Consider the following 18707-nt stretch of genomic DNA (forward strand, 5'->3'; position numbering starts at 1 on the left):
TATCACTCATGCTGCCAGCCATTCCTGATCTGCGCCAGTTGCGCTATTTCGTGACCGTCGCCGAAGAGAAGCACTTCGGGCGCGCGGCCGTGCGCCTCTCGATGACGCAGCCGCCCTTGTCGCAAGCGATTCGCGCGCTCGAAGAGACGCTCGGCGTCGAACTGTTCGCGCGCACCAAGCGCTCCGTCGAACTGACGTCAGTGGGCGCAGATTTGCTGCCCGAGGTGCAGCGCCTGCTGGCGAGCGCCGAGGGCCTGCGACCGCTCGCGCAGAGCCTTGCGCGCGGCGAGGCGGGCGTGTTGTCGCTGGCTTTCGTGTCCACGGCTGACTACGGGCTTCTGCCGCTGTTGCTGCGCGATTTCGGCGCGCGTCATCCGCGCGTGCGGCTGGAATTGACCGAAGCCACCAGCGACATACAGGTCGACGAACTGGTGGCCGGGCGCATCGACGCGGGTCTCGTGATCGCGCCGCTGCCGTCGCGCCACGCCACCCAGCTCTCGTGGCTGCCGATCGCGCGCGAGCCGCTGGTGATCGCCATGTCGACGGAGATGGCAGCGCGCGTGGCCAGCGCCAGCGGCGACCATGCCGACCCGCGCGCCGAATGGCTGGACACGCCGATCAGCCTGCGCGATGTCGCCGACGCGCCGCTCGTGGTCTTCCCAAGACGTCTGGCGCCGGGCTTTTATGACATCATTATGGATTGCTACGGCGTGGCGGGCCTCGCGCCCCGGGTCGGCCAGGAAGCGATCCAGATGCAAACGATCGTGAGCCTCGTGTCGGCCGGCATGGGTGTCGCACTGGTGCCGCAATCGTTACGTAATCTGCGCCGCACCGGCGTGGTGTACCGGCCGCTTTCCGAGTCGGTGCCCGCGATCGAGACGGGCCTCGTCTGGCGGACCGCGGAGGTGAGCCCGGTGCTGGCGGGTTTCATCGACATCGTGCGGGCGCATGCGGCGACCGTCGAGGCGCAACAATCCGCCGCTCCGCGCCTATAGACGCGTCCGCGCGAACGCATTGCCGGCCGGACCGTCCAATGCATGCACCGCAAGCTGCGGGCAGCGCCGCCCATTACTAGACATTTCGCTTCTGAACCTGAACTGCCCATAACAACACGATGCTCATTCACCCCAATTTCGACCCCATTGCCATTCATCTGGGGCCGCTCGCCGTGCGCTGGTATGGACTGATGTACCTCGTCGCGTTCATCGCGGCGATCGTGGTCGGCCGGTTGCGGCTGCGTTTGCCGTATGTCGCCGCGCAAGGCTGGACCGTCAAGGATATCGACGACATGCTGTTTTACGGCGTGCTGGGCACGATTCTCGGCGGCCGGCTCGGCTACGTGTTGTTCTACAAGGCGAGCTTTTATTTCGCGCATCCGCTCGACATCTTCAAGGTCTGGGAAGGCGGCATGTCGTTTCACGGCGGCTTTCTCGGCGTGACGCTGGCCATGGTGCTGTTCGCGTATCAGCGCAAACGCTCGTGGTTGCAGGTCACCGATTTCGTCGCGCCGATGGTGCCGACCGGCCTCGCGGCAGGGCGTCTCGGCAATTTCATCAACGGCGAGTTGTGGGGCCGCGTGACCGATCCGTCGGCGCCGTGGGCCATGTTGTTTCCAGGCGCCGCGCCCGACGACGCCGCGTGGCTCACCGCGCATCCGCAACTGGCCGCGCAATGGCATCTGAACGAAGTGTTCGCGCAATATCACATGCTGCCGCGCCATCCTTCGGAACTGTATGAAATCGCGCTGGAAGGCGTCGCGCTGTTCTTCGTGCTGTTCTTCTTCTCACGCAAGCCGAAGCCGATGGGCGCGATTTCCGCCGTGTTTCTGATCGGCTACGGCCTCGCGCGCTTCACGGTCGAATTCGCGCGCGAGCCGGACGACTTCCTCGGCTTGCTGGCCATGGGACTGTCCATGGGGCAATGGTTGTCGCTGCCGATGATCGTCGTCGGTATCGGCATGCTGGTGTGGTCTTATCGCCGCGCGCGCCACGAACCGGCACAGGCGGTCAGCGCGAACTGACCGCTACGGTTTATCGTGGCGAGTGGTCAAATGAGAAAAGCCGCGCGAGCGGCTTTTCTTTTACTGCGTCGAAGCAGCGCCTCTAACACCAGGAAGCGTTATTTCATCTGCACCGAGCCCGACACGTTGACGGTCACCGTCGACGTTCCGCCTTCGATCGGCACCGGCGCCGCGGCCTTTGCGTCGGCGCCCATGGCGCGCGCGCTCATCATCATCACCGGACGCGGCATCACGCCGTTGTGGCCGACGTTGACCTCGCGAATCGAATAACCGCTGTAGCCGAACGCCTGCGCGGACGAAGCGGCCTGCTCGCGGAACGACTTGATCGCTTCGCCGGTGAGCTTCTGCTCCGCGGCGCGCTGCGCTTCAGGCGAGAGCGAGAACTGCACATTGCCGACCTGCATGATCGATGCCATCTGACCCGCGAGCTTTGACACCGCGGCGAAGTCGTGCGATTCGAGCACGATCTCCGTGCGGCCGCGCCATGCGGAAATGCGCCCGTCACGGTCGGTGGACGGATAGATCGAGAACGAGCCCGTGCGCGCCGTCACGCCGCTCACACCCTTGGCTTTTTGCAGCGCCGAATCGGCGCGCTGGTTCAGCGTTGACGTGAGCGCCGACGGATCGCTCGCTTCCTGCTCATAGAACAGCGTGATATCGACGACGTCTTGCGGCACTTCAGCGCTGGCCTGCGCGTTCAACGACAGCACGCCGGCCGGCTGATATTGGCCGGTGCTTTGCGCGCGTGCCATGGCCGGCGTGAGTGCGAGCGCGGCGGGCGCGGCGCAGACGAGAGCGAAAGCGAGTGCACGTGCGGTGTTTTTCGTCATTGTTGGACTCCTTGCTTGAACAGGTTGTGCACGATTGGTGCAAACGCCGCGCCGTGGCATGGCGTTTGCGAGATCGTTAGGCGCTTGTAACCTGAGCTTGGTTCCCGGGTTTGACGTTGCTTTAACGTTTGCGTGTACACAAATACGCGCCACGCATTCATCGTGCATGCACGATCAGGCGAGCCGTTTGGTGATGAATCGCCATTCGGCCTCGGTCACCGGTGTGATCGACAGGCGGTTGCCTTTGGCGAGCACGCGCATGTCCGCGAGTTCGTCGTGCTCGCGTAACGCAGCGAGCGGAATAAGCGGAATCTTCTTCTTGAACACCACATCGACGAGCACCCAGCGGGGCGTTTCCTGCGACGACTTGGCGTCGTAGTAGGGGCTCTTCTTGTCGAACTGCGTCGGGTCGGAATACGCAGCGGACGATACCTCCGCAATGCCCGCGATGCCAGGCTCCGGACAGCTCGAGTGATAGAACAGCACACCGTCGCCGACCTGCATCATGTCGCGCATGAAGTTGCGCGCCTGATAGTTGCGCACGCCGGTCCACGGCAATGTGCGATGCGGTGCGTTGGCGAGATGGTCGATGCTTGCTTCGTCCGGTTCGGACTTCATTAGCCAGTAGCGCATGAATCGAATTGAACGTTAGGGGTTGAAGATGCGGAAGAAATCGGCGAACGAAAAACAGCGCCCAAAGAAAAACGGCACCGAACCGAAGTCCGATGCCGTTCTAAATAAGGTCCCCGCCTTAGCCGCTAGGCCGGCATCCTGAACCGGGGGTTCAGAATTGGTCGCAGTTAGCAACACTTCGGGTACATCAGACAGAGTGACGCGCACACCCGTGCTACAAATTTCCGCAACCGTGCACATGGCATTGGTTCAAGGAATATATGACCTTGGCGAACCAGGCAGGGAAGCTAAACCGATGAAGCTAAAAAAACGAACTACCGATTGACCTCAAACGTTTGCTGAATCTTGCACGCCTTGTGCTCACACATTCCGTTTGAATCCGCCGCCGATCTCAGGACCGGCAGCACGATAACACATGTACCTTATTGCACGCTGTACTGCTCAATCACAGTACCTAGTTGTTCGTTCATTTGATGCATTGTACGCCGGATTTCTTCAGCGGGAAATGCTTCTCCGTGTCTCACGCTCGATTGCAGTCTAAGCAGTTCCGATGCCAGCGACAGGGCAGCCATGACGGCAATGCGATCCGTGCCGCGCACGTTGCTGTTATTGCGGATCTTCGACATTTCGGCGTCGACGCGTGCAACCGCTTCGAGCAGCGCCGCTTCCGTTTCCGGCGAGCAGGCGAGGCGATAGGGCACGCCGAGAATCGATACTTCGATCTGCTTGGTGGTCATGCATTTTCTCCGTGGCGGGTCACGTCGCTCCCGGCTTCGGCTACTTGCTGAGCCGGCTCGAGCAGATCGAGCTGGTTGTCCGGCTCACTGTGCGCGCGCGCACGCGGTAGCTTCTCGAGGATCGCGTTCAGGCGCACTTGTGCGTCGTCGATCTTCGCCGAAAGCGCGTCGCGTTCCGCCTGCAGCGCGTTACGTTCCTCGCGCAGCATTGCAAGTTCCGTGCGCGTGGCTTCGGCGTCGGCGCGCGATTGCGCGAGTTGCTCTTCGAGCGCGAGTCGCGCCTCATTGTGGCGCTGGCTGATCGCGATCAGCTTGCCGATATTTTGTGAAAGTGTTTCGAGTTCGGTGAGCATCTGCTGCGTCCTCTAAAGACATCGCATTTTAGCGCGGAATGTCGCAGGTTCCGACAATTGTCTCGTTTCGAGACGTAACAACATCGCTTTGTGCAGGCTTTTTATCGACCATATGATGAAAAAGTACTCACGTGTCGGACAAGAGCCTGCACTTAACAGAACACATGGCCTGCGATCTCGCCATTCTTGACGGACTCCGAGGCCGCTCCTAAACTGCCCGCACTCTGGTGCCCGCGTGCGGCATTTTTTCAACGGCCCACGCAGTTAAACGGGAAGCAGGGCGCGCGGTTCATCTGGATTCAGCTAAACGCGCCAACCTGCGCTGCCCCCGCAACGGTAAGCGACCGCATTCGTCATGCAAGTCGATCCCGCTCGCGAGCTGGAAGTTCAACTCGCGAGTGTGCCACTGCGCGTCTCGCGTGGGAAGGCGGGATCGATGCGTCGCCAGCCCGGATACCGGCCAGAGGGAGAGGCACGTCCCGCGCGAAAATGTTAAATACGCGGGCGCCTCGTTACGCATCGGCCTGCGGGGAAGCGGGCCGCGCACGCTATCCACAGGACGTTCACCCCATGCTGTCCCCCTTCGCCCGCGCGGCGCTGCTCGCCTTTTCGAGCCTGCCGATCGTGGTGCACGCGCAAGCTGCGTCTTCATCTTCTGCTTCATCTGCTTCGTCTCCGTCGGCGGATTCTTCGGGCCCGGTGTCCTCTTCGGCGGTGCTGTCGCCCGTGGTGGTGACCGCGGATCGCACGCCGCAAGCGCTCGCCGACACGATCCCGCAGACCTCGCTGTTCGATCAGCAGGATATCGCCGACACCACCGCGACCGATTTGCCCGGCCTGCTGCAATTCGCGCCCGGCGCGCAAATCTCGCGCACAGGTGGTCCCGGTTCGACGACGAGCCTCTCTTTGCGCGGCGCGTCGTCGACGCAATCGCTGCTGCTGATCGACGGCGTGCGCGTCGATTCGGTGAGCCTGGGCGCCCCGCAACTCGCGCAGATTCCACTCGACCAGATCGATCACGTGGAGGTGGTAAACGGCAACGTGTCGGCGTTATATGGCTCGGGCGCGATCGGCGGTGTGGTGCAGGTGTTCACGAAAAACGGCGGCGATCACCCGCCGCGTTTCAATTTTTCGCTCGGCTACGGCAGCTATCACACGCAGACGCAGCAGGCGGGCGTGAACGGTGCATTGGACAAGGACGGCAACACGACCTTCAGCATTTCGCTCGCGCGTTCGAAGGACGACGGCTTCTCGTCGCTGAACACGAAGGAGGCGCCCAGCGCCAATCCGAATGCGAACGGCTATCTGAACGAGAGCATCTCGGCTTCGCTGCGCCACAAGTTCAACGACAAATGGGACGCCGGCGCCAGTTACTTTCAGTCGAATGGCAACAACAGTTACGACAACGCGTACGGCGTGCCAACCGATGTGAACAACCTGTATAGCAAGGTGCGCCAGGTCTCGGTGTTCGCGAACGGCAGGCTGACCGACTGGTGGACCACGCACTTCATCGTCGCCGAAGGCGACGACCGCAGCGTGTCGAACACCAACGGCGTGTACAACGGCCGCTTCGATACCGACAATCGCCAGTACACATGGCAGAACGATTTCGCGCTGGCCGCGCAGCAGAAACTGCAGGTCGGCTATGAGCATCTCGATCAAAGCCTCGATTCGGACACGTTCGCGGCGCCGGACCGTCATGTGGATTCGGGCTTCGCCGGCTATACGGGACGCTTCGGGCGCAACCAGTTTCAGGCCAACGTTCGGCGCGACCAGTATTCCGATTTCGGCGGAGCGAACAGTTACTATCTCGGCTACGGTTTCGACGTCACCGGCCATTGGAAGGTGACCGCAAGCTATTCGGATTCGTTTCGCGCGCCGAGCTTCGACGATCTGTACTATCCGATCAGCGGCAATCCGGCGATCCAACCGGAGCGCAGCCATTCGATCGAAGCCGCGCTGCAGTACGCATCGAATGCGCTCGGCGTGATGCGCCTTTCCGCATTCCAGACGCGCTATTCGAATCTGATTAACTATGAGCAGGTGACGCCCGGCATCTATCTGGCCGAGAACGTCGGGCATGCGAAGGTGCAGGGCATCGAAGGATCGTGGAGCGGCCATGTCGGCAAGACGGACGTGCGCGCGTCGCTGACGCTGCAAAATCCCGTCGACCTCGACAACGATGCCGACCTCGTGCGGCGCGCCCGGCGCTTCGGCGCGCTGACGGTGAACCGCAGCATCGCCGGGTGGCGCGTGGGCGGCGAGTGGATCGTGAGCGGCCCGAGCAACGACAGCAGCGGCAAGCTGGGCGGCTATGGCGTGGTGAATCTGTCGGCGCGCTACAACATCACGAAAGCATGGTACGTGGCCGCGCAAATCCAGAATCTGTTGGACAAGGACTATGAAACGGCCTACTCGTATAACTCGCCACGGCGCGGTGCGTATCTCACGGTTGGTTGGCAGCAGCAGTGACGCTTGCGCCCTCCTGTTGAGTTCGCGCGGATGAATCGCCATTCGAGTTCGATGCCCGCGACACTGCGCGTGATGAGCGCGAAGCGCGCGGCCGCGATCTGGCTGGCGCTCGCTTTGATTGCGCTGGCGGTGCTGATGGCGTCGCTCGCGCTCGGCAGCGTATCGCTCGCGCCGATGCGCGTGCTGGCGGCGCTGATGCCGTCGCATGCGCCGTCTGTCGGTGCCGCCGACCTGACTGCGGAAATCGTCCGCACGTTGCGATTGCCGCGCGCGGTGGCCGGCTTCGCCTGCGGCGCGTTGCTCGCGTTGGCCGGCGCGTTGCTGCAGGTGCTGTTGCGTAATCCGCTGGCTGAGCCCTACGTGTTGGGCGTATCGGGCGGTGCGGCGAGCTTCGCGCTGGTCGCGATGATCGCCGGTTGCGCATGGTGGATCGTCGACGCAAGCGCATTCGCCGGCGCGTTCGTATCGATCCTGCTGGTGCTCGGCCTCGCGCGCCGCGAGTTGTGGCGCGGCGAACCGCAGGACACCTCGCCGCGTTTGCTGCTGACCGGCGCGGTGATCGCGGCGGGCTGGGGCGCGCTGATTACTTTGCTGCTCAACCTCGCGCCGGATAACCGCTTGCGCGGCATGCTGTTCTGGCTGACCGGCGACCTCAACGGCGGCGCGATGCCGTGGACGGCGCTCGTCGCGCTTGTCATCGTGCTGGTTGCGATCGTGCCCGCCGCGCCGCGTCTGAATGTGCTGCTGCGTGGCGACGCCGCCGCGCAGGCGTTAGGCGTCGCGGTGATGCCGCTGCGTCTGCGGGTGTATCTGGTGGCCTCGCTCGCCGCGGCCGCGGCGGTGACGACGGCGGGCACCATCGGCTTTGTCGGACTGGTCGTGCCGCACATGATGCGGCTCGCGTTCGGCAACGATCAGCGCATGCTGCTGCCGGCCGCCGCGCTCGGCGGCGGCGTCGCGGTGATGGGCGCGGACCTGATCGCGCGCACCGTGATCGCGCCGGCGCAGTTGCCGGTCGGCGTGATTACGTCGATCATCGGTGTGCCGGTGTTTCTGTGGATGCTGCTGCACAGGCGCCGATGATGCAAACCCGTCACGCTCCTTCTCATGAAGCTACCCTCAGCGCGCAACGTTTGACCTTGCGTGTCGGCGCGCGCACTTTGCTCGATGCCTTCACGCATACCTTCTATGCCGGCGAGATCTGGTGCATCGCCGGCCCGAACGGCGCGGGCAAGACGACTTTGCTCTCCACGCTCGCGGGTTTGCTGCAACCGTCGGCGGGACATGTCGAACTCGATGGCGTGCACCTCGCCGACTGGCCGCCAATGCCGCTCGCGCAACGGCGCGCGCTGATGCCGCAAAGCGCGCCCGACGCATTCAGCGCGAGCGTGCTCGATATCGTGATGCTGAACCGCTTCCCGCATCTCAGCGGCTGGGGCTGGGAGCGCGAAGCCGATCGCGAAGCGGCGCACGCGGCGCTGGATCTGTTGGGACTCGCCGCATTCGCCGCGCGCGATGTGCTGTCGCTTTCAGGCGGCGAGCGGCAACGCGTGGCGCTGGCGGCGGTGCTGTGCCAGGACGCGCCGTTGCTGTTGCTCGACGAACCGTTGTCGCATCTCGATCTGCATCATCAGATCGACTGCCTCGAAGCGCTGGCCACGTGGACGCGCGAGCCTCGGCGTACAGTGATGTTTTCGTGCCACGACCTGAACCTCGCGCGCCGCTTTGCCACGCATGCGCTGCTGCTCGACGGCGCGGGCGGCGTGTATGCCGGACCGGTGCACGACGTGCTGACGCCCACGCTGGCGAGCCATGCATTCGGCTACCCGTTGATTCTGATTCGCGATGGCGAACACGAGGCGCTGATTCCCGCACCGCGCACGCGTCACGAATCGCCTGCCGGCCATGACACGCCGGCAAGCTGACCGCTTCATTCCAACATTCTCTTTCAGACACGCTCATGACTTCATTGCCACGCTTGCCCGGATTGCCCGAAGTCGAACCGCTTGATCAAACGCTGCGTGACGAGTTGCAGCACATCATCGATACCAAGACGAAGCCGCCCGGCAGTCTCGGCCGGCTCGAAACGCTCGCGCGTCAGATGGGCCTGATCCAGCGCACCACGCATCCCACCGTGACGCGCCCAGCGATGATCGTGTTCGCCGGCGACCACGGCGTTGCCGAGGAGGGCGTGAGCCCTTATCCGCAAGCGGTGACCGCGCAGATGGTCGCCAACTTTCTCGCGGGCGGCGCGGCGATCAATGCGTTGAGTCGCGTCTCGGGCATCGAACTCGAAGTCGTCAACGCGGGCATTGCGACGCCGTTGCCATCCACCGCGGGTCTTATCGACATTCCGATTATGGCTGGCACCCGCAACTTCGCGCGCGAACCGGCCATGAGCCGCGACCAGGCAATCGCCGCGATGCAGGCGGGCGCGGCGCGCGTGCGGCATCACGCGGCGCTCGGCACCAATGTGATCGGCTTCGGCGAGATGGGGATCGCGAACACCTCGGCGGCCGCGTGTCTGATGAGCCGCTTGTGCGGCGTGCCGATCGACGAATGCGTCGGCCGCGGCACGGGGCTCGACAACGCGGGGCTCGCCAGGAAGCGCAACGTGCTGGCGTCGGCGCTCGCGCGTCACCCTGTGTCCAGCGATCCGCTCGACGTGCTCGCCACTTTCGGCGGCTTCGAGATCGCGATGATGGCAGGCGCGTATCTCGCGGCCGCCGAGGCGCGCATGACGATTCTGGTCGACGGCTTCATCGGCACCTCGGCCTTGCTGATCGCCGACGCCTTCGCGCCGAGCGTGCGCGAGTACTGCGTGTTCGCGCATGCGTCGAACGAAGCGGGGCATCGGCGCATGCTCGATCATTTCGGCGCGCTGCCGTTGCTGTCGCTCGACATGCGGCTCGGCGAAGGCACCGGCGCGGCGCTCGCGGTGCCGTTATTGCGCGCGGCAACGGCGTTCGTCAACGAAATGGCGAGCTTCGAATCGGCCGGCGTCGCGAATCGCGATGCGTGATCCGCTCGATCGCTCAGACAGAAGCGCACGCCTCGCTCAATCATGAATCCGCTCGCTGAACTGCGGTACTTCTTCACAGCGCTCGGCTACTTCACGCGCGTGCCCGTCCCGCGCTGGGTCGGCTATGAGCCGCACTATCTGAACGCGGCGGCGCGTTATTTTCCGCTCGTCGGCGTATTGATCGGCGGATTGAGCGCGCTGGTCTATCTCGCCGCGCTGCGTGTATTTCCCGCGGGCGTGGCGGTGCTGTTGTCGATGGCCGCGTCACTGCTCGTGACCGGCGCGTTTCACGAAGACGGCCTCGCCGATTGCGTCGATGCGTTCGGTGGCGCCTATACGCGCGAAGACGTATTGCGAATCATGCATGATTCACGCATCGGTGCTTTCGGTGCTGTCGCGCTCGTCGTCGCACTTGCGTTGAAATGGCAAACGCTCGCCGCATTGCCGCCGATGCGCGCCGCAAGTCTGATGATTGCCGCGCACGCGGCGAGCCGCACTTGTGCGATCAGCTACCTGGCCACGCTCGATTACGTGCGCGCCGAAGGCAAGGCCAAACCGGTCGCGCAGCGCCTGAGTGTAGGGGCGTTCATGTGCGCCGCGATGTTCGGTTTGCCGTGGTTGCTGTGGCCGAATGGGCTCGCCGCGCCGGACTGGCGCTTCGCGGGTTCGGTGGTTGTGGTTCTGGTCGTACTTCGTATCGCGATGGGCCGTTATTTCGTCAGACGCATTGGCGGGTATACCGGCGACTGCCTCGGCTTCGCGCAGCAAGTTTTTGAATTGAGCATCTACCTGGTGGGGCTCGCATGGATATCGTCCTGATTCGTCATCCCGCGGTCGCGCTCGACGCGGGCGTGTGTTACGGCCACAGCGACGTGGCGCTCGCCGAAGATGCCGAGGTGTCGTCGACGACACTTGCCCTGAAGCTCGCGACCTTGCAGGTGCCCGCGCCACGCGTGCTGATGTCGAGTCCACTGAAGCGCTGCTCGGCGCTCGCCGCCGAGTTGGCCAACGACTTCGGCAGCGTGGTCAGTCACGACGACCGGCTGATGGAAATGGATTTCGGCAACTGGGAAGCGCAGCGCTGGGATGCCATCGATCGCGAATTGCTCGACGACTGGGCGGTCAACTTCGAACACGCGCGGGCGCATGGCGGCGAAAGCGTCGCGCAGTTCGTCGCGCGGGTGCGGGCATGGCTCGACGCATTCGCGCTCACGCGCGAGTTGTCGCCGGCTTATGTGGTCACGCATGCGGGCGTGATGCGGGCGATTGCGTCGATCGTGCTGGACGTGCCGCTGGAGCGTTGTTTGCGATGGTCGCTCGATACGACCGGGATCGTCTGGTTGCGCAGAAACGATGAAACGCAGCAGTGGGTGCTGGTGCGGTGGAATGCGTGAGGCGCGTTGCGGTTGATGGTCCTCGCGTTACTGCGCGCCGGGCTTCCTGCGTGAACGCGCCACTTCGAGGTCCTCGCACATTTGCTTCGCGCCTTGCGCAATGCGAGGCGCGGGGCGGTTGATCAGATCGCCGTCGATCGCGAAGAGGTTGTTATTTGCCACGGCGGTCAGGCTCGGCCATGCGCGCCATGTGCCGAGTTGCGGCAAGGTGGTGTCCGGCCTGGTCGCGCCCGGTGCTGCGGTGACGATTGCTTCCGGATTCGCGGCGAGCACCGCTTCCGTCGACACCGTCGGCACCAGCGGCTCGAGTCCGGCGAACACATTGCGGCCACCGCATAGCGCGATGACGTCGCTGACCATATGCTTGCCGTTGAGCGTCATCAACGGTTGATCCCACACCTGATAGAACACGCTGACGGGCGGCCGGTTCGTGTACTGGTTGCGCAGTTTCGCGATGTCCTGGCGGTAGGCGGCCGCCGCCGCATCCGCGGTCGATGACGTGCCCAACAATTGTCCGAGTTTCGTCAGCGACACGGCGACGTCGTCGAGATGATGCGGCTCGCTGAAGAACAACGGAATGTGCATCTCGCGCAGGCGATCGAGCTGACGCTGCGCATTGCCATGCCGCCACACCACGATCAGATCGGGTTTGAGCGCGACGATGCGTTCGAGATCGAGCGCCTTGTTATCGCCGACGCGCGGCAACTGTTTCGCCTCGGGCGGATAGTCGCTGTACGAGACGACGCCGACCACTTTCGCACCAGCGCCCGCGGCGTACAGCAATTCGGTGACGTGCGGCGCGAGGCTGATGACACGTTGCGCGGGAGCGGGCAAGGTGACGGTTGCGCCGGTGTCGTCAGTCACGGAGATGGCGGCGTGAGCGTGATGTGCGGTGATGAAGAGTGCGAAGGCGAGGGCGAGTCGGTTCATCGGGCGAGGCCGCGAGGCGCGTAGTTATTGTGGGAGCGAGTTCGTCTTCTTTGAATCAGCCCGCTCGTTGGGATCGATTTCTCGTACGGCTTCGCGCATGCTTTCTTCGAAGCGTGCCCATTCAGCTTCGCTTGCGGGCAAGCCGAATCGGACGCTGCCCGACAATGTGAATAGACGCGTCCACACGCCGCGTCGCGCGAGGGCTGCATGCAGAGCGGCGGCGCGTGGGTCGTCGGTCCACGCGAAAAGCGGCGTGCTGCGGGTGTTGAAACCTTGCGCATGCAACAGACCGGTCAGCCGCGCGCTTTCGGCTCCGAGTCGTGTGCGCATATCACGTTGCCAGGCTTCATCGGCGAATGCGGCTTTGACCACGTGACGGGCTGGACCACTGACCGTCCACGCGCCGAGCGCGCCGCGCAACCTTTGGAGCAAAGCAGGCACGCCGAGTACAAATCCCGCGCGTACACCGGCGAGGCCGAAAAATTTTCCCGGCGAGCGCAACACGATCAAGCCGTCGCGGTGCGTGCTCGCCGCGAGCGAGGCAGCCGGCATCGTATCGGCGAAGGCTTCATCGACCAGCAGCGTGCCGCCGCGCGCGCTCAGCTGCGCATGCCAGTGCAGCAGCCTGGCGGTGCTCAGATGTGCGGCGGTCGGATTGTTCGGATTCACGACGACTACATGCATGAGCGCTTCGGGCAACGTTTCCCATGCGACGTCGAGCGGCATCACTTCATGGCCGCTGCGCGCGAATGCGGGCGCGTATTCGCTATACGTAAGCGGCGCGATGCCGACGCATGCGCGCGGTAGCAGCGCGGGCAGCGCGCGAATCGCCGCCTGGCTGCCCGCGACCGGCAGCACATGTGCCGCGTCGGGCGCGCCGTAATAGCGCGCGGCGTACGCGGCGAAATCGTCGCCTTCGTCGGGCAGACGGCGCCAGGCATCGGCGGGGACCGGCGGGACCGGATAGCCGTGCGGATTGATACCCGTCGACAGATCGAGCCACTCCGTGTACGGAATGTCGTAGCGCCGCGCCGCTTCGTGCAGATTGCCGCCGTGCACGACTGCATCTATCGCGGCGAATGTTTCGCCGCCCACTTGGACGTTCACTGAATCAACCATGAAACGGCACGCTTAACAACGCCAGCACGATCAACACCGCAAGCCACAGAATCACCGTGCGCTCGACCAGCATCAATGCGGCGCTCACGTGACTGGCTTTCGCGGTATGCCCGAAGCCGAGCGTCGGCCGGTGTTCCAACGCGCCGTGATACACCGCCGGCCCGCCGATTAGCACGTTCAGACTGCCCGCGCCGGAAGCCATCACCGGCCCGGCGTTCGGGCTGTCCCACCTTGGCGCCTGCTCGCGCCAGCAGCGCCACGCGGTACGTGTGTCGCCGAGCAACGCGTAGCTCGCGGCGGTCAGGCGCGCGGGAATCCAGTTGAGCACGTCGTCGATACGCGCGGCGGCCCAGCCGTAGCGCAAATAGCGCGGCGTGCGATAACCCCACATGGCGTCGAGCGTGTTGGCGAGGCGGAACGCGAGCGCGCCCGGACCGCCCGCAATGGCGAACCAGAACAGCGCGCCGAAGATCGCGTCGTTGCCGTTTTCGAGCGCCGATTCGACGGCGGCGCGCGATAGCGCACCTTCGTCGGCGTCCGCGGTTTCGCGCGAGACGATGCGCGCGGTCAGCAAACGCGCTTGCCGGAGGTCACGCTGCACCAGCGCCTGCGCGATCGGCGCGATGTGCTCGTGCAGACTGCGCGCGCCGAGCGCGAACCACAGCAGCAGCACATGCACCACGCAGGCCGCGTAGAACGGCAGCACGGCGATCAGACACCATGCGATCAGTACTGGCGGCATGACGGCCAGCGACCAGGCCAGCAGACCTTTGAGCCGTAAGCGCCGCCCGGTGTTGTAGCGTTTTTCCAGGCGCTTCGCCCAGTTGCCGAAGCCCACCAGCGGATGCGCCGCGCGCGGCTCGCCGAACCAGCGGTCGACGGCGACGCCCGCGGTGGCCAGCGTCACGAGAAGCGGGAGCGAGAGCATTACGCGTGGCTCGCGGTTTTCAGCGCGAGCGGCAAACCGGCGACCAACATCGTGGCCTGAGTGCTCAACGCGGCGATGCGCTGGTTGAGCCGGCCGAGTTCATCGACGTAAAGACGCGTGGCCGCGCCGAGCGGCACCACGCCCAGGCCGATTTCATTGCTGACCACGATGAGCTTGCCTTTGGCGTTGATGAGGGCCGCTTCGAGCGCGGCGACATGCGCGTGACAGCGCTCGAGCGGCAGGGCGTCGCCTTCTGGCGGACACAGCAGATTGGCGAGCCACAACGTGAGGCAATCGATCAGGATGCAGTGGCCGGACGCGTCGTTTTGCGTCACGGCGCCGGCGAGATCGACGCCCGCTTCGAACAGTTGCCAATGCCTTGGACGCCGTTCGCGATGATGCGCGATGCGCGCGCGAAATTCGGCGTCGTCCGTCACGCGCGCGGTGGCGATGTAGGTGACGGGGAGGGCGCTGTCGGCGGCAAGCTGTTCGGCATGCAGGCTTTTGCCTGAGCGGGCGCCGCCGAGTACGAAGGTGAGGTCGCGGGGAGTCATCGCGTGATTGTACCGGCGTGCAGCGCGGGCCGGCGCGATGGGATAATGCCGCGTTTGATGGGTTTGGTGCGAGCGATGCGAACGACGCGACGCGAGTTGCATGCATGCGTTAGCCGCGTTCCACACCCTGCGCGCAGTGTCGCGGCATTGCCGCTTGCTTCACTGCTTAACCCGATTGACTCACTGTTCACCGCCAAGCCCGAGATTCCGTGACCACCACTTCGACCCCGCCTGTCGCCGTACCCGTGCCGCGCGGCACGCTGATGATTCAGGGCACCACGTCCGATGCCGGCAAGAGCACGCTGGTCGCCGGGCTGTGCCGCCTCGCGCGGCGCGCCGGAGTGCGGGTCGCGCCGTTTAAGCCGCAGAACATGGCGCTCAACAGCGCGGTGACGGTGGACGGCGGCGAGATCGGCCGCGCCCAGGCTTTGCAGGCGATCGCCGCTGGCATTGCCGCGCACACGGATCTGAACCCGGTGCTGCTCAAGCCGACCAGCGACCGCGGCGCGCAAGTGATCATCCATGGCAAGGCGCGCATGAATCTCGACGCGCGGGCCTATCACGACTACAAACCCGTCGCGTTCGAAGCGGTGCTGCAATCGTATGCGCGTCTGCAGGCGGCGTACGAGACGATATTCGTCGAGGGGGCGGGCAGTCCCGCGGAAATCAATCTGCGTGATCGCGATATCGCCAACATGGGTTTCGCGGAGGCGGTCGATTGTCCGGTCGTGCTGGTCGCCGATATCGACCGCGGCGGTGTGTTCGCCCATCTCACGGGCACGCTCGCGTGCCTGTCCGAGAGCGAGCAGGCGCGGGTGCGCGGGTTCATCATCAACCGTTTTCGCGGCGACGTCAGTTTGCTGAAGCCCGGCCTGGATTGGCTCGAAGCGAAAACCGGCAAGCCGGTGCTCGGCGTCGTGCCCTACCTGCACGGCCTCACGCTCGACGCCGAAGACATGCTGCCGCCTGAGTTGCGCGCGGCGCACAGCGGCGGCGCGGGACGCATGCTGCGAGTGGTTGTGCCGGTGCTGCCGCACATCAGCAATCACACGGATTTCGACGCGCTGCGCGCGCATCCACAGGTCGATTTTCATTACGTGCGTAGCGGCACGCCACCGCCGCCGGCTGATCTGATCATTCTGCCGGGCTCGAAGAACGTGCCGGGCGATCTGGCGTTTTTGCGCGCGCAAGGTTGGGACGCGGTGCTGCAAAAGCATTTGCGTTACGGCGGCCGCGTGATCGGCATTTGCGGCGGCATGCAGATGCTTGGGCGTGAAGTGGCCGATCCGCATGGTGTCGAGAGCGCGCCGGGGACGTCGGCGGGACTCGGCTGGCTCGATTACTCGACGGTGCTCACGCGCGACAAGACGCTCAAGAATGTCACCGGACACCTCGCGTTGCCGGGCTCGCCAGAAGTGGCCGGCTACGAGATTCATATGGGCGAAACGCGCGGCCCCGCGCTCGACAGGCCCGCGTTACGCTTGGGCGATGCGCACGCCGCGCATCCCGACGGCGCGATTTCCGCCGACGGCCAGATTCTCGCGACATACGTCCACGGTTTGTTCGACACGCCGGCCGCGTGCGCCGCGTTGCTCGCATGGGCGGGATTGCGCGAGGCCGAGGAAATCGACTATCCGGCGTTGCGCGAAGCGTCGCTGGAACGCCTTGCGGATACGCTTGCGCAGCATCTCGATCTGCCGAAATTGTTTGCGGCGATTGGGTGAGCCGGAGTCCGGCGCGGCGGGGGTGGGGTGGGCCAATTAAATCCTATTGAGAAATAATCAAAGCCCGCAGGACGGTTTTTTGCCTCATACGGTTCGAATAGAGTTCCGATATCGACGGCCGGTTCCAGGCTGTCCCTCTCTCAAGGATCTCGTCATGAACTCGAATCGCTCCGCCGATCTGGCCGCTCTGCTTCTTCGCGTCGCCTTGGGCGTGCTCTATCTCGCTCACAGTCTGCAGAAGATTTTCGTCTTCACGCTGCCCGGCACGGCACAGTTTTTCGTCTCGCTCGGCTTGCCGGGTTGGCTCGGCTATGTGACGGCCTTCGTCGAACTGTTCGGCGGCATCGCGCTGCTGCTCGGCGTGCAGGTCCGCTGGGTCGCGCTGGTGCTGCTGCCGTTCATGCTTGGCGCGATGTCGCAGCATCTGCATAACGGCTGGGGCTTCGCGTCGCCGCATGGCGGCTGGGAGTATCCGGCGTTCTGGGCGGTGACGTTGGCGGTGCAGTCGCTGCTCGGCGGCGGGGCGCTGGCGTTCGGTGGGGCGAAGGCGCCGCGGGCGGTGGCTGCCTGACCGGCCAGGCCCAGTAAGGCCAAACCCAGTCAAAAAAAGCACGCGTCCGGAAGGCCGCGTGCTTTTTTCATGGCGCGGCGCTCGTGGCGCCGGCTTCACGCAATCAATACAACACCATCTGCGTACAGCGAAACAGCGCCATCGTCTTGCCGTTCGGATCGGTGACCGTGGCATCCCACACCTGCGTGCTGCGCCCAAGATGCACGCCCGTCGCGACCGCGCGGATCGTTCCCTCCGTCGCCGTGCCGAGAAAATTGCTTTTCAGCTCGATGGTCGTGAAATTGCGCGCCGTCTCCGGCAAGTGGGCGAGGCAGGCGTAACCGCAGGCGGTATCGGCGAGACCGATCACGGTGGCGGCGTGCAAAAAGCCATTCGGCGCGAGCAATTCCGTGCGCACGGCCAATTCCGCGGTCAGGACGCCTTCTTCCAGCGACAGCACATGCACGCCCAGCAAGCCGGGCAGCGAGCCTTTCTGGCGTTCGTGGAGACGTTCGACGGTGTATTCCGGGCGGAGTTTGCTCATGAGATTCGGGTCCTCAATGGAAAAATCGGCGGGCACGGCGGCCGATTAGCCGTTTGGGGGCTTCGGCCAACGTGCATTTCTCGATATTATCAACGGCTGGATCAGCAGGTGGCACTGAACCCGGCACGAATCCGGGCACACTTGCGCATGTCAAAGCAACTACGCGGCAAACCGGCTGGCGGCGCCCAGCCTTCTTTCCGGGAGAATTCATGACGGTGATCGTGGTGGCGAATCCGAAGGGCGGCGTGGGCAAAAGCACGCTGTCGACCAATCTGGCCGGCTATTTCGCCGCAGCCGGCGAATGGGTCGCACTGGCGGACCTGGACAAACAGCAGTCCGCGCACGCGTGGCTGTCGTTGCGGCCCGACACGCTGCCGGCCATTGAAACCTGGGAAGTCAATCAGGACGCGCCGGCCAAACCGCCCAAAGGGCTGGAGCACGCGGTTATCGACACGCCGGCCGGGCTGCACGGCAATCGTCTGGGTATCGCGCTGGATCTGGCCGACAAGGTGATCGTGCCGCTCCAGCCGTCCATGTTCGATATTCTGGCCACCCAGGAATTCCTCGAACGGCTGGCCAAGGAGAAGGCCGTCAGGAAAGGCGCGATCGAAATCGGCGTGGTCGGCATGCGCGTGGATGCGCGCACCCGCTCGGCGGAACAACTGCATCGTTTCGTCGAGGGTTTGAAACTGCCGGTGCTGGGTTTTTTGCGCGACACGCAGAATTACGTGCAACTGGCGGCCCACGGGCTGACCCTGTGGGACGTCGCGAAAAGCCGTGTGGAGAAGGATCTGGAGCAGTGGCAGGCGATCCTCGAATGGACTAACGGGAGCGGCAAGAAAGGATGAAGCGGGCAGGCGGGCCGTGGCGCCCGCTACACCGTGATGCAGCCCACGT

General features: G+C 64.4%; 20 protein-coding genes, 1 other RNA gene and 1 riboswitch. Of the genes, 11 read left to right on the forward strand and 10 right to left on the reverse strand.

Translation table 11 applies throughout. The features are described from left to right. The first annotated feature begins 8 nt into the window (after positions 1-8). Both B0G73_RS08825 and lgt read left to right on the forward strand, forming a co-directional pair. Entirely contained in the window at positions 9-995 is a 987-nt protein-coding gene (locus B0G73_RS08825) for a LysR family transcriptional regulator (protein ID WP_106279870.1), read from the forward strand. Between the two features lie 119 nt (positions 996-1114). Then, a complete protein-coding gene (lgt, locus tag B0G73_RS08830; protein ID WP_106279872.1) occupies positions 1115-2020 on the forward strand; it encodes a prolipoprotein diacylglyceryl transferase in 906 nt (301 codons plus the stop codon). Positions 2021-2118: 98 nt separating this feature from the next. Here the strand turns inward: lgt and B0G73_RS08835 are convergent, their stop codons facing one another. The 5 genes from B0G73_RS08835 to B0G73_RS08855 form a co-directional block, all read right to left on the reverse strand. Beyond that, positions 2119-2850 carry an SIMPL domain-containing protein gene (locus tag B0G73_RS08835; protein ID WP_106279874.1) on the reverse strand — a complete coding sequence of 244 codons (732 nt, stop codon included), beginning with the start codon at positions 2848-2850 and terminating at the stop codon, positions 2119-2121. 174 nt (positions 2851-3024) lie between these two features. Continuing rightward, positions 3025-3483, reverse strand: coding sequence for an EVE domain-containing protein (locus tag B0G73_RS08840; protein ID WP_106279875.1), 459 nt, complete (start codon positions 3481-3483; stop codon positions 3025-3027). Positions 3484-3589: 106 nt separating this feature from the next. Beyond that, positions 3590-3771: non-coding RNA, 6S RNA (gene ssrS, locus B0G73_RS08845), on the reverse strand. Between the two features lie 134 nt (positions 3772-3905). Then, on the reverse strand, positions 3906-4220 hold the full coding sequence (locus B0G73_RS08850) for a cell division protein ZapA (protein ID WP_106279877.1): 315 nt from the start codon (positions 4218-4220) through the stop codon (positions 3906-3908). Then, a complete protein-coding gene (locus B0G73_RS08855) occupies positions 4217-4573 on the reverse strand; it encodes an ATPase (RefSeq protein ID WP_106279879.1) in 357 nt (118 codons plus the stop codon). Before B0G73_RS08855 ends, B0G73_RS08850 begins: the two co-directional genes overlap by 4 nt. A 208-nt stretch (positions 4574-4781) precedes the next feature. Further along, positions 4782-5053: riboswitch (cobalamin riboswitch) on the forward strand. Between the two features lie 90 nt (positions 5054-5143). Between B0G73_RS08855 and B0G73_RS08860 the strand changes: the two genes are divergently transcribed. Genes B0G73_RS08860 through cobC form a run of 6 tightly spaced genes read left to right on the forward strand, consistent with a single transcriptional unit; the run spans position 5144 to position 11461 of the window. Continuing rightward, the gene (locus B0G73_RS08860) at positions 5144-7045 is read left to right on the forward strand and encodes a TonB-dependent receptor domain-containing protein (RefSeq protein WP_106279881.1); all 1902 of its coding nucleotides are present in this window, start codon (positions 5144-5146) and stop codon (positions 7043-7045) included. A 30-nt stretch (positions 7046-7075) separates the two neighbouring features. Continuing rightward, positions 7076-8128, forward strand: coding sequence for an iron ABC transporter permease (locus tag B0G73_RS08865; protein ID WP_106279883.1), 1053 nt, complete (start codon positions 7076-7078; stop codon positions 8126-8128). Then, positions 8128-8970, forward strand: coding sequence for an ABC transporter ATP-binding protein (locus B0G73_RS08870; protein ID WP_106279885.1), 843 nt, complete (start codon positions 8128-8130; stop codon positions 8968-8970). The genes B0G73_RS08865 and B0G73_RS08870 overlap by 1 nt, the downstream gene beginning before the upstream one ends. Before the next feature lie 35 nt (positions 8971-9005). Further along, positions 9006-10067 (forward strand): nicotinate-nucleotide--dimethylbenzimidazole phosphoribosyltransferase, encoded by a 1062-nt coding sequence (gene cobT / locus B0G73_RS08875; protein WP_106279887.1) that lies wholly within the window; start codon positions 9006-9008, stop codon positions 10065-10067. A gap of 42 nt (positions 10068-10109) precedes the next feature. After that, entirely contained in the window at positions 10110-10886 is a 777-nt protein-coding gene (locus B0G73_RS08880; protein WP_106279889.1) for an adenosylcobinamide-GDP ribazoletransferase, read from the forward strand. After that, a complete protein-coding gene (cobC, locus tag B0G73_RS08885; RefSeq protein ID WP_106279891.1) occupies positions 10871-11461 on the forward strand; it encodes an alpha-ribazole phosphatase in 591 nt (196 codons plus the stop codon). The genes B0G73_RS08880 and cobC overlap by 16 nt, the downstream gene beginning before the upstream one ends. A gap of 27 nt (positions 11462-11488) precedes the next feature. On the opposite strand, the gene B0G73_RS08890 is transcribed toward cobC, so the two are convergent. From B0G73_RS08890 to cobU, 4 genes are read right to left on the reverse strand one after another with little or no spacing between them, the layout of a single operon-like run. Then, positions 11489-12391: a cobalamin-binding protein gene (locus B0G73_RS08890; RefSeq protein ID WP_106279893.1), complete on the reverse strand. Its 903-nt coding sequence runs from the start codon at positions 12389-12391 to the stop codon at positions 11489-11491. Between the two features lie 24 nt (positions 12392-12415). Continuing rightward, positions 12416-13510: a threonine-phosphate decarboxylase CobD gene (cobD, locus tag B0G73_RS08895; protein WP_106279895.1), complete on the reverse strand. Its 1095-nt coding sequence runs from the start codon at positions 13508-13510 to the stop codon at positions 12416-12418. Beyond that, entirely contained in the window at positions 13503-14438 is a 936-nt protein-coding gene (cbiB, locus tag B0G73_RS08900) for an adenosylcobinamide-phosphate synthase CbiB (protein WP_106279897.1), read from the reverse strand. The genes cobD and cbiB overlap by 8 nt, the downstream gene beginning before the upstream one ends. Further along, on the reverse strand, positions 14438-14992 hold the full coding sequence (gene cobU, locus B0G73_RS08905; protein WP_106280427.1) for a bifunctional adenosylcobinamide kinase/adenosylcobinamide-phosphate guanylyltransferase: 555 nt from the start codon (positions 14990-14992) through the stop codon (positions 14438-14440). Before cobU ends, cbiB begins: the two co-directional genes overlap by 1 nt. A gap of 263 nt (positions 14993-15255) precedes the next feature. Between cobU and B0G73_RS08910 the strand changes: the two genes are divergently transcribed. Together B0G73_RS08910 and B0G73_RS08915 are read left to right on the forward strand one after the other, a co-directional pair. Then, positions 15256-16716, forward strand: a complete 1461-nt coding sequence (locus B0G73_RS08910) for a cobyric acid synthase (RefSeq protein ID WP_181196526.1) — start codon at positions 15256-15258, stop codon at positions 16714-16716. A 154-nt stretch (positions 16717-16870) separates the two neighbouring features. Continuing rightward, positions 16871-17287 carry a DoxX family protein gene (locus B0G73_RS08915; RefSeq protein WP_106279899.1) on the forward strand — a complete coding sequence of 139 codons (417 nt, stop codon included), beginning with the start codon at positions 16871-16873 and terminating at the stop codon, positions 17285-17287. A 103-nt stretch (positions 17288-17390) separates the two neighbouring features. On the opposite strand, the gene B0G73_RS08920 is transcribed toward B0G73_RS08915, so the two are convergent. Next, positions 17391-17810: a PaaI family thioesterase gene (locus tag B0G73_RS08920; protein ID WP_106279901.1), complete on the reverse strand. Its 420-nt coding sequence runs from the start codon at positions 17808-17810 to the stop codon at positions 17391-17393. 209 nt (positions 17811-18019) lie between these two features. On the opposite strand from B0G73_RS08920, the gene B0G73_RS08925 reads away from it, so the two are divergent. Further along, positions 18020-18658, forward strand: coding sequence for a ParA family protein (locus B0G73_RS08925; protein ID WP_106279903.1), 639 nt, complete (start codon positions 18020-18022; stop codon positions 18656-18658). Positions 18659-18707: the final 49 nt, after the last annotated feature.

The sequence above is a fragment of the Paraburkholderia sp. BL25I1N1 genome, from assembly GCF_003002025.1.
Lineage (GTDB): Bacteria > Pseudomonadota > Gammaproteobacteria > Burkholderiales > Burkholderiaceae > Paraburkholderia.

Bases quoted from the DNA above. Each gene is read 5' to 3' on its own strand.
- B0G73_RS08825 (WP_106279870.1), top strand. From the start codon at position 9: ATGCTGCCAGCCATTCCTGATCTGCGCCAGTTGCGCTATTTCGTGACC.
- lgt (WP_106279872.1), top strand. From the start codon at position 1,115: ATGCTCATTCACCCCAATTTCGACCCCATTGCCATTCATCTGGGGCCG.
- B0G73_RS08835 (WP_106279874.1), bottom strand. From the start codon at position 2,850: ATGACGAAAAACACCGCACGTGCACTCGCTTTCGCTCTCGTCTGCGCC.
- B0G73_RS08840 (WP_106279875.1), bottom strand. From the start codon at position 3,483: ATGCGCTACTGGCTAATGAAGTCCGAACCGGACGAAGCAAGCATCGAC.
- B0G73_RS08850 (WP_106279877.1), bottom strand. From the start codon at position 4,220: ATGACCACCAAGCAGATCGAAGTATCGATTCTCGGCGTGCCCTATCGC.
- B0G73_RS08855 (WP_106279879.1), bottom strand. From the start codon at position 4,573: ATGCTCACCGAACTCGAAACACTTTCACAAAATATCGGCAAGCTGATC.
- B0G73_RS08860 (WP_106279881.1), top strand. From the start codon at position 5,144: ATGCTGTCCCCCTTCGCCCGCGCGGCGCTGCTCGCCTTTTCGAGCCTG.
- B0G73_RS08865 (WP_106279883.1), top strand. From the start codon at position 7,076: ATGAATCGCCATTCGAGTTCGATGCCCGCGACACTGCGCGTGATGAGC.
- B0G73_RS08870 (WP_106279885.1), top strand. From the start codon at position 8,128: ATGCAAACCCGTCACGCTCCTTCTCATGAAGCTACCCTCAGCGCGCAA.
- cobT (WP_106279887.1), top strand. From the start codon at position 9,006: ATGACTTCATTGCCACGCTTGCCCGGATTGCCCGAAGTCGAACCGCTT.
- B0G73_RS08880 (WP_106279889.1), top strand. From the start codon at position 10,110: ATGAATCCGCTCGCTGAACTGCGGTACTTCTTCACAGCGCTCGGCTAC.
- cobC (WP_106279891.1), top strand. From the start codon at position 10,871: ATGGATATCGTCCTGATTCGTCATCCCGCGGTCGCGCTCGACGCGGGC.
- B0G73_RS08890 (WP_106279893.1), bottom strand. From the start codon at position 12,391: ATGAACCGACTCGCCCTCGCCTTCGCACTCTTCATCACCGCACATCAC.
- cobD (WP_106279895.1), bottom strand. From the start codon at position 13,510: ATGGTTGATTCAGTGAACGTCCAAGTGGGCGGCGAAACATTCGCCGCG.
- cbiB (WP_106279897.1), bottom strand. From the start codon at position 14,438: ATGCTCTCGCTCCCGCTTCTCGTGACGCTGGCCACCGCGGGCGTCGCC.
- cobU (WP_106280427.1), bottom strand. From the start codon at position 14,992: ATGACTCCCCGCGACCTCACCTTCGTACTCGGCGGCGCCCGCTCAGGC.
- B0G73_RS08910 (WP_181196526.1), top strand. From the start codon at position 15,256: ATGATTCAGGGCACCACGTCCGATGCCGGCAAGAGCACGCTGGTCGCC.
- B0G73_RS08915 (WP_106279899.1), top strand. From the start codon at position 16,871: ATGAACTCGAATCGCTCCGCCGATCTGGCCGCTCTGCTTCTTCGCGTC.
- B0G73_RS08920 (WP_106279901.1), bottom strand. From the start codon at position 17,810: ATGAGCAAACTCCGCCCGGAATACACCGTCGAACGTCTCCACGAACGC.
- B0G73_RS08925 (WP_106279903.1), top strand. From the start codon at position 18,020: ATGACGGTGATCGTGGTGGCGAATCCGAAGGGCGGCGTGGGCAAAAGC.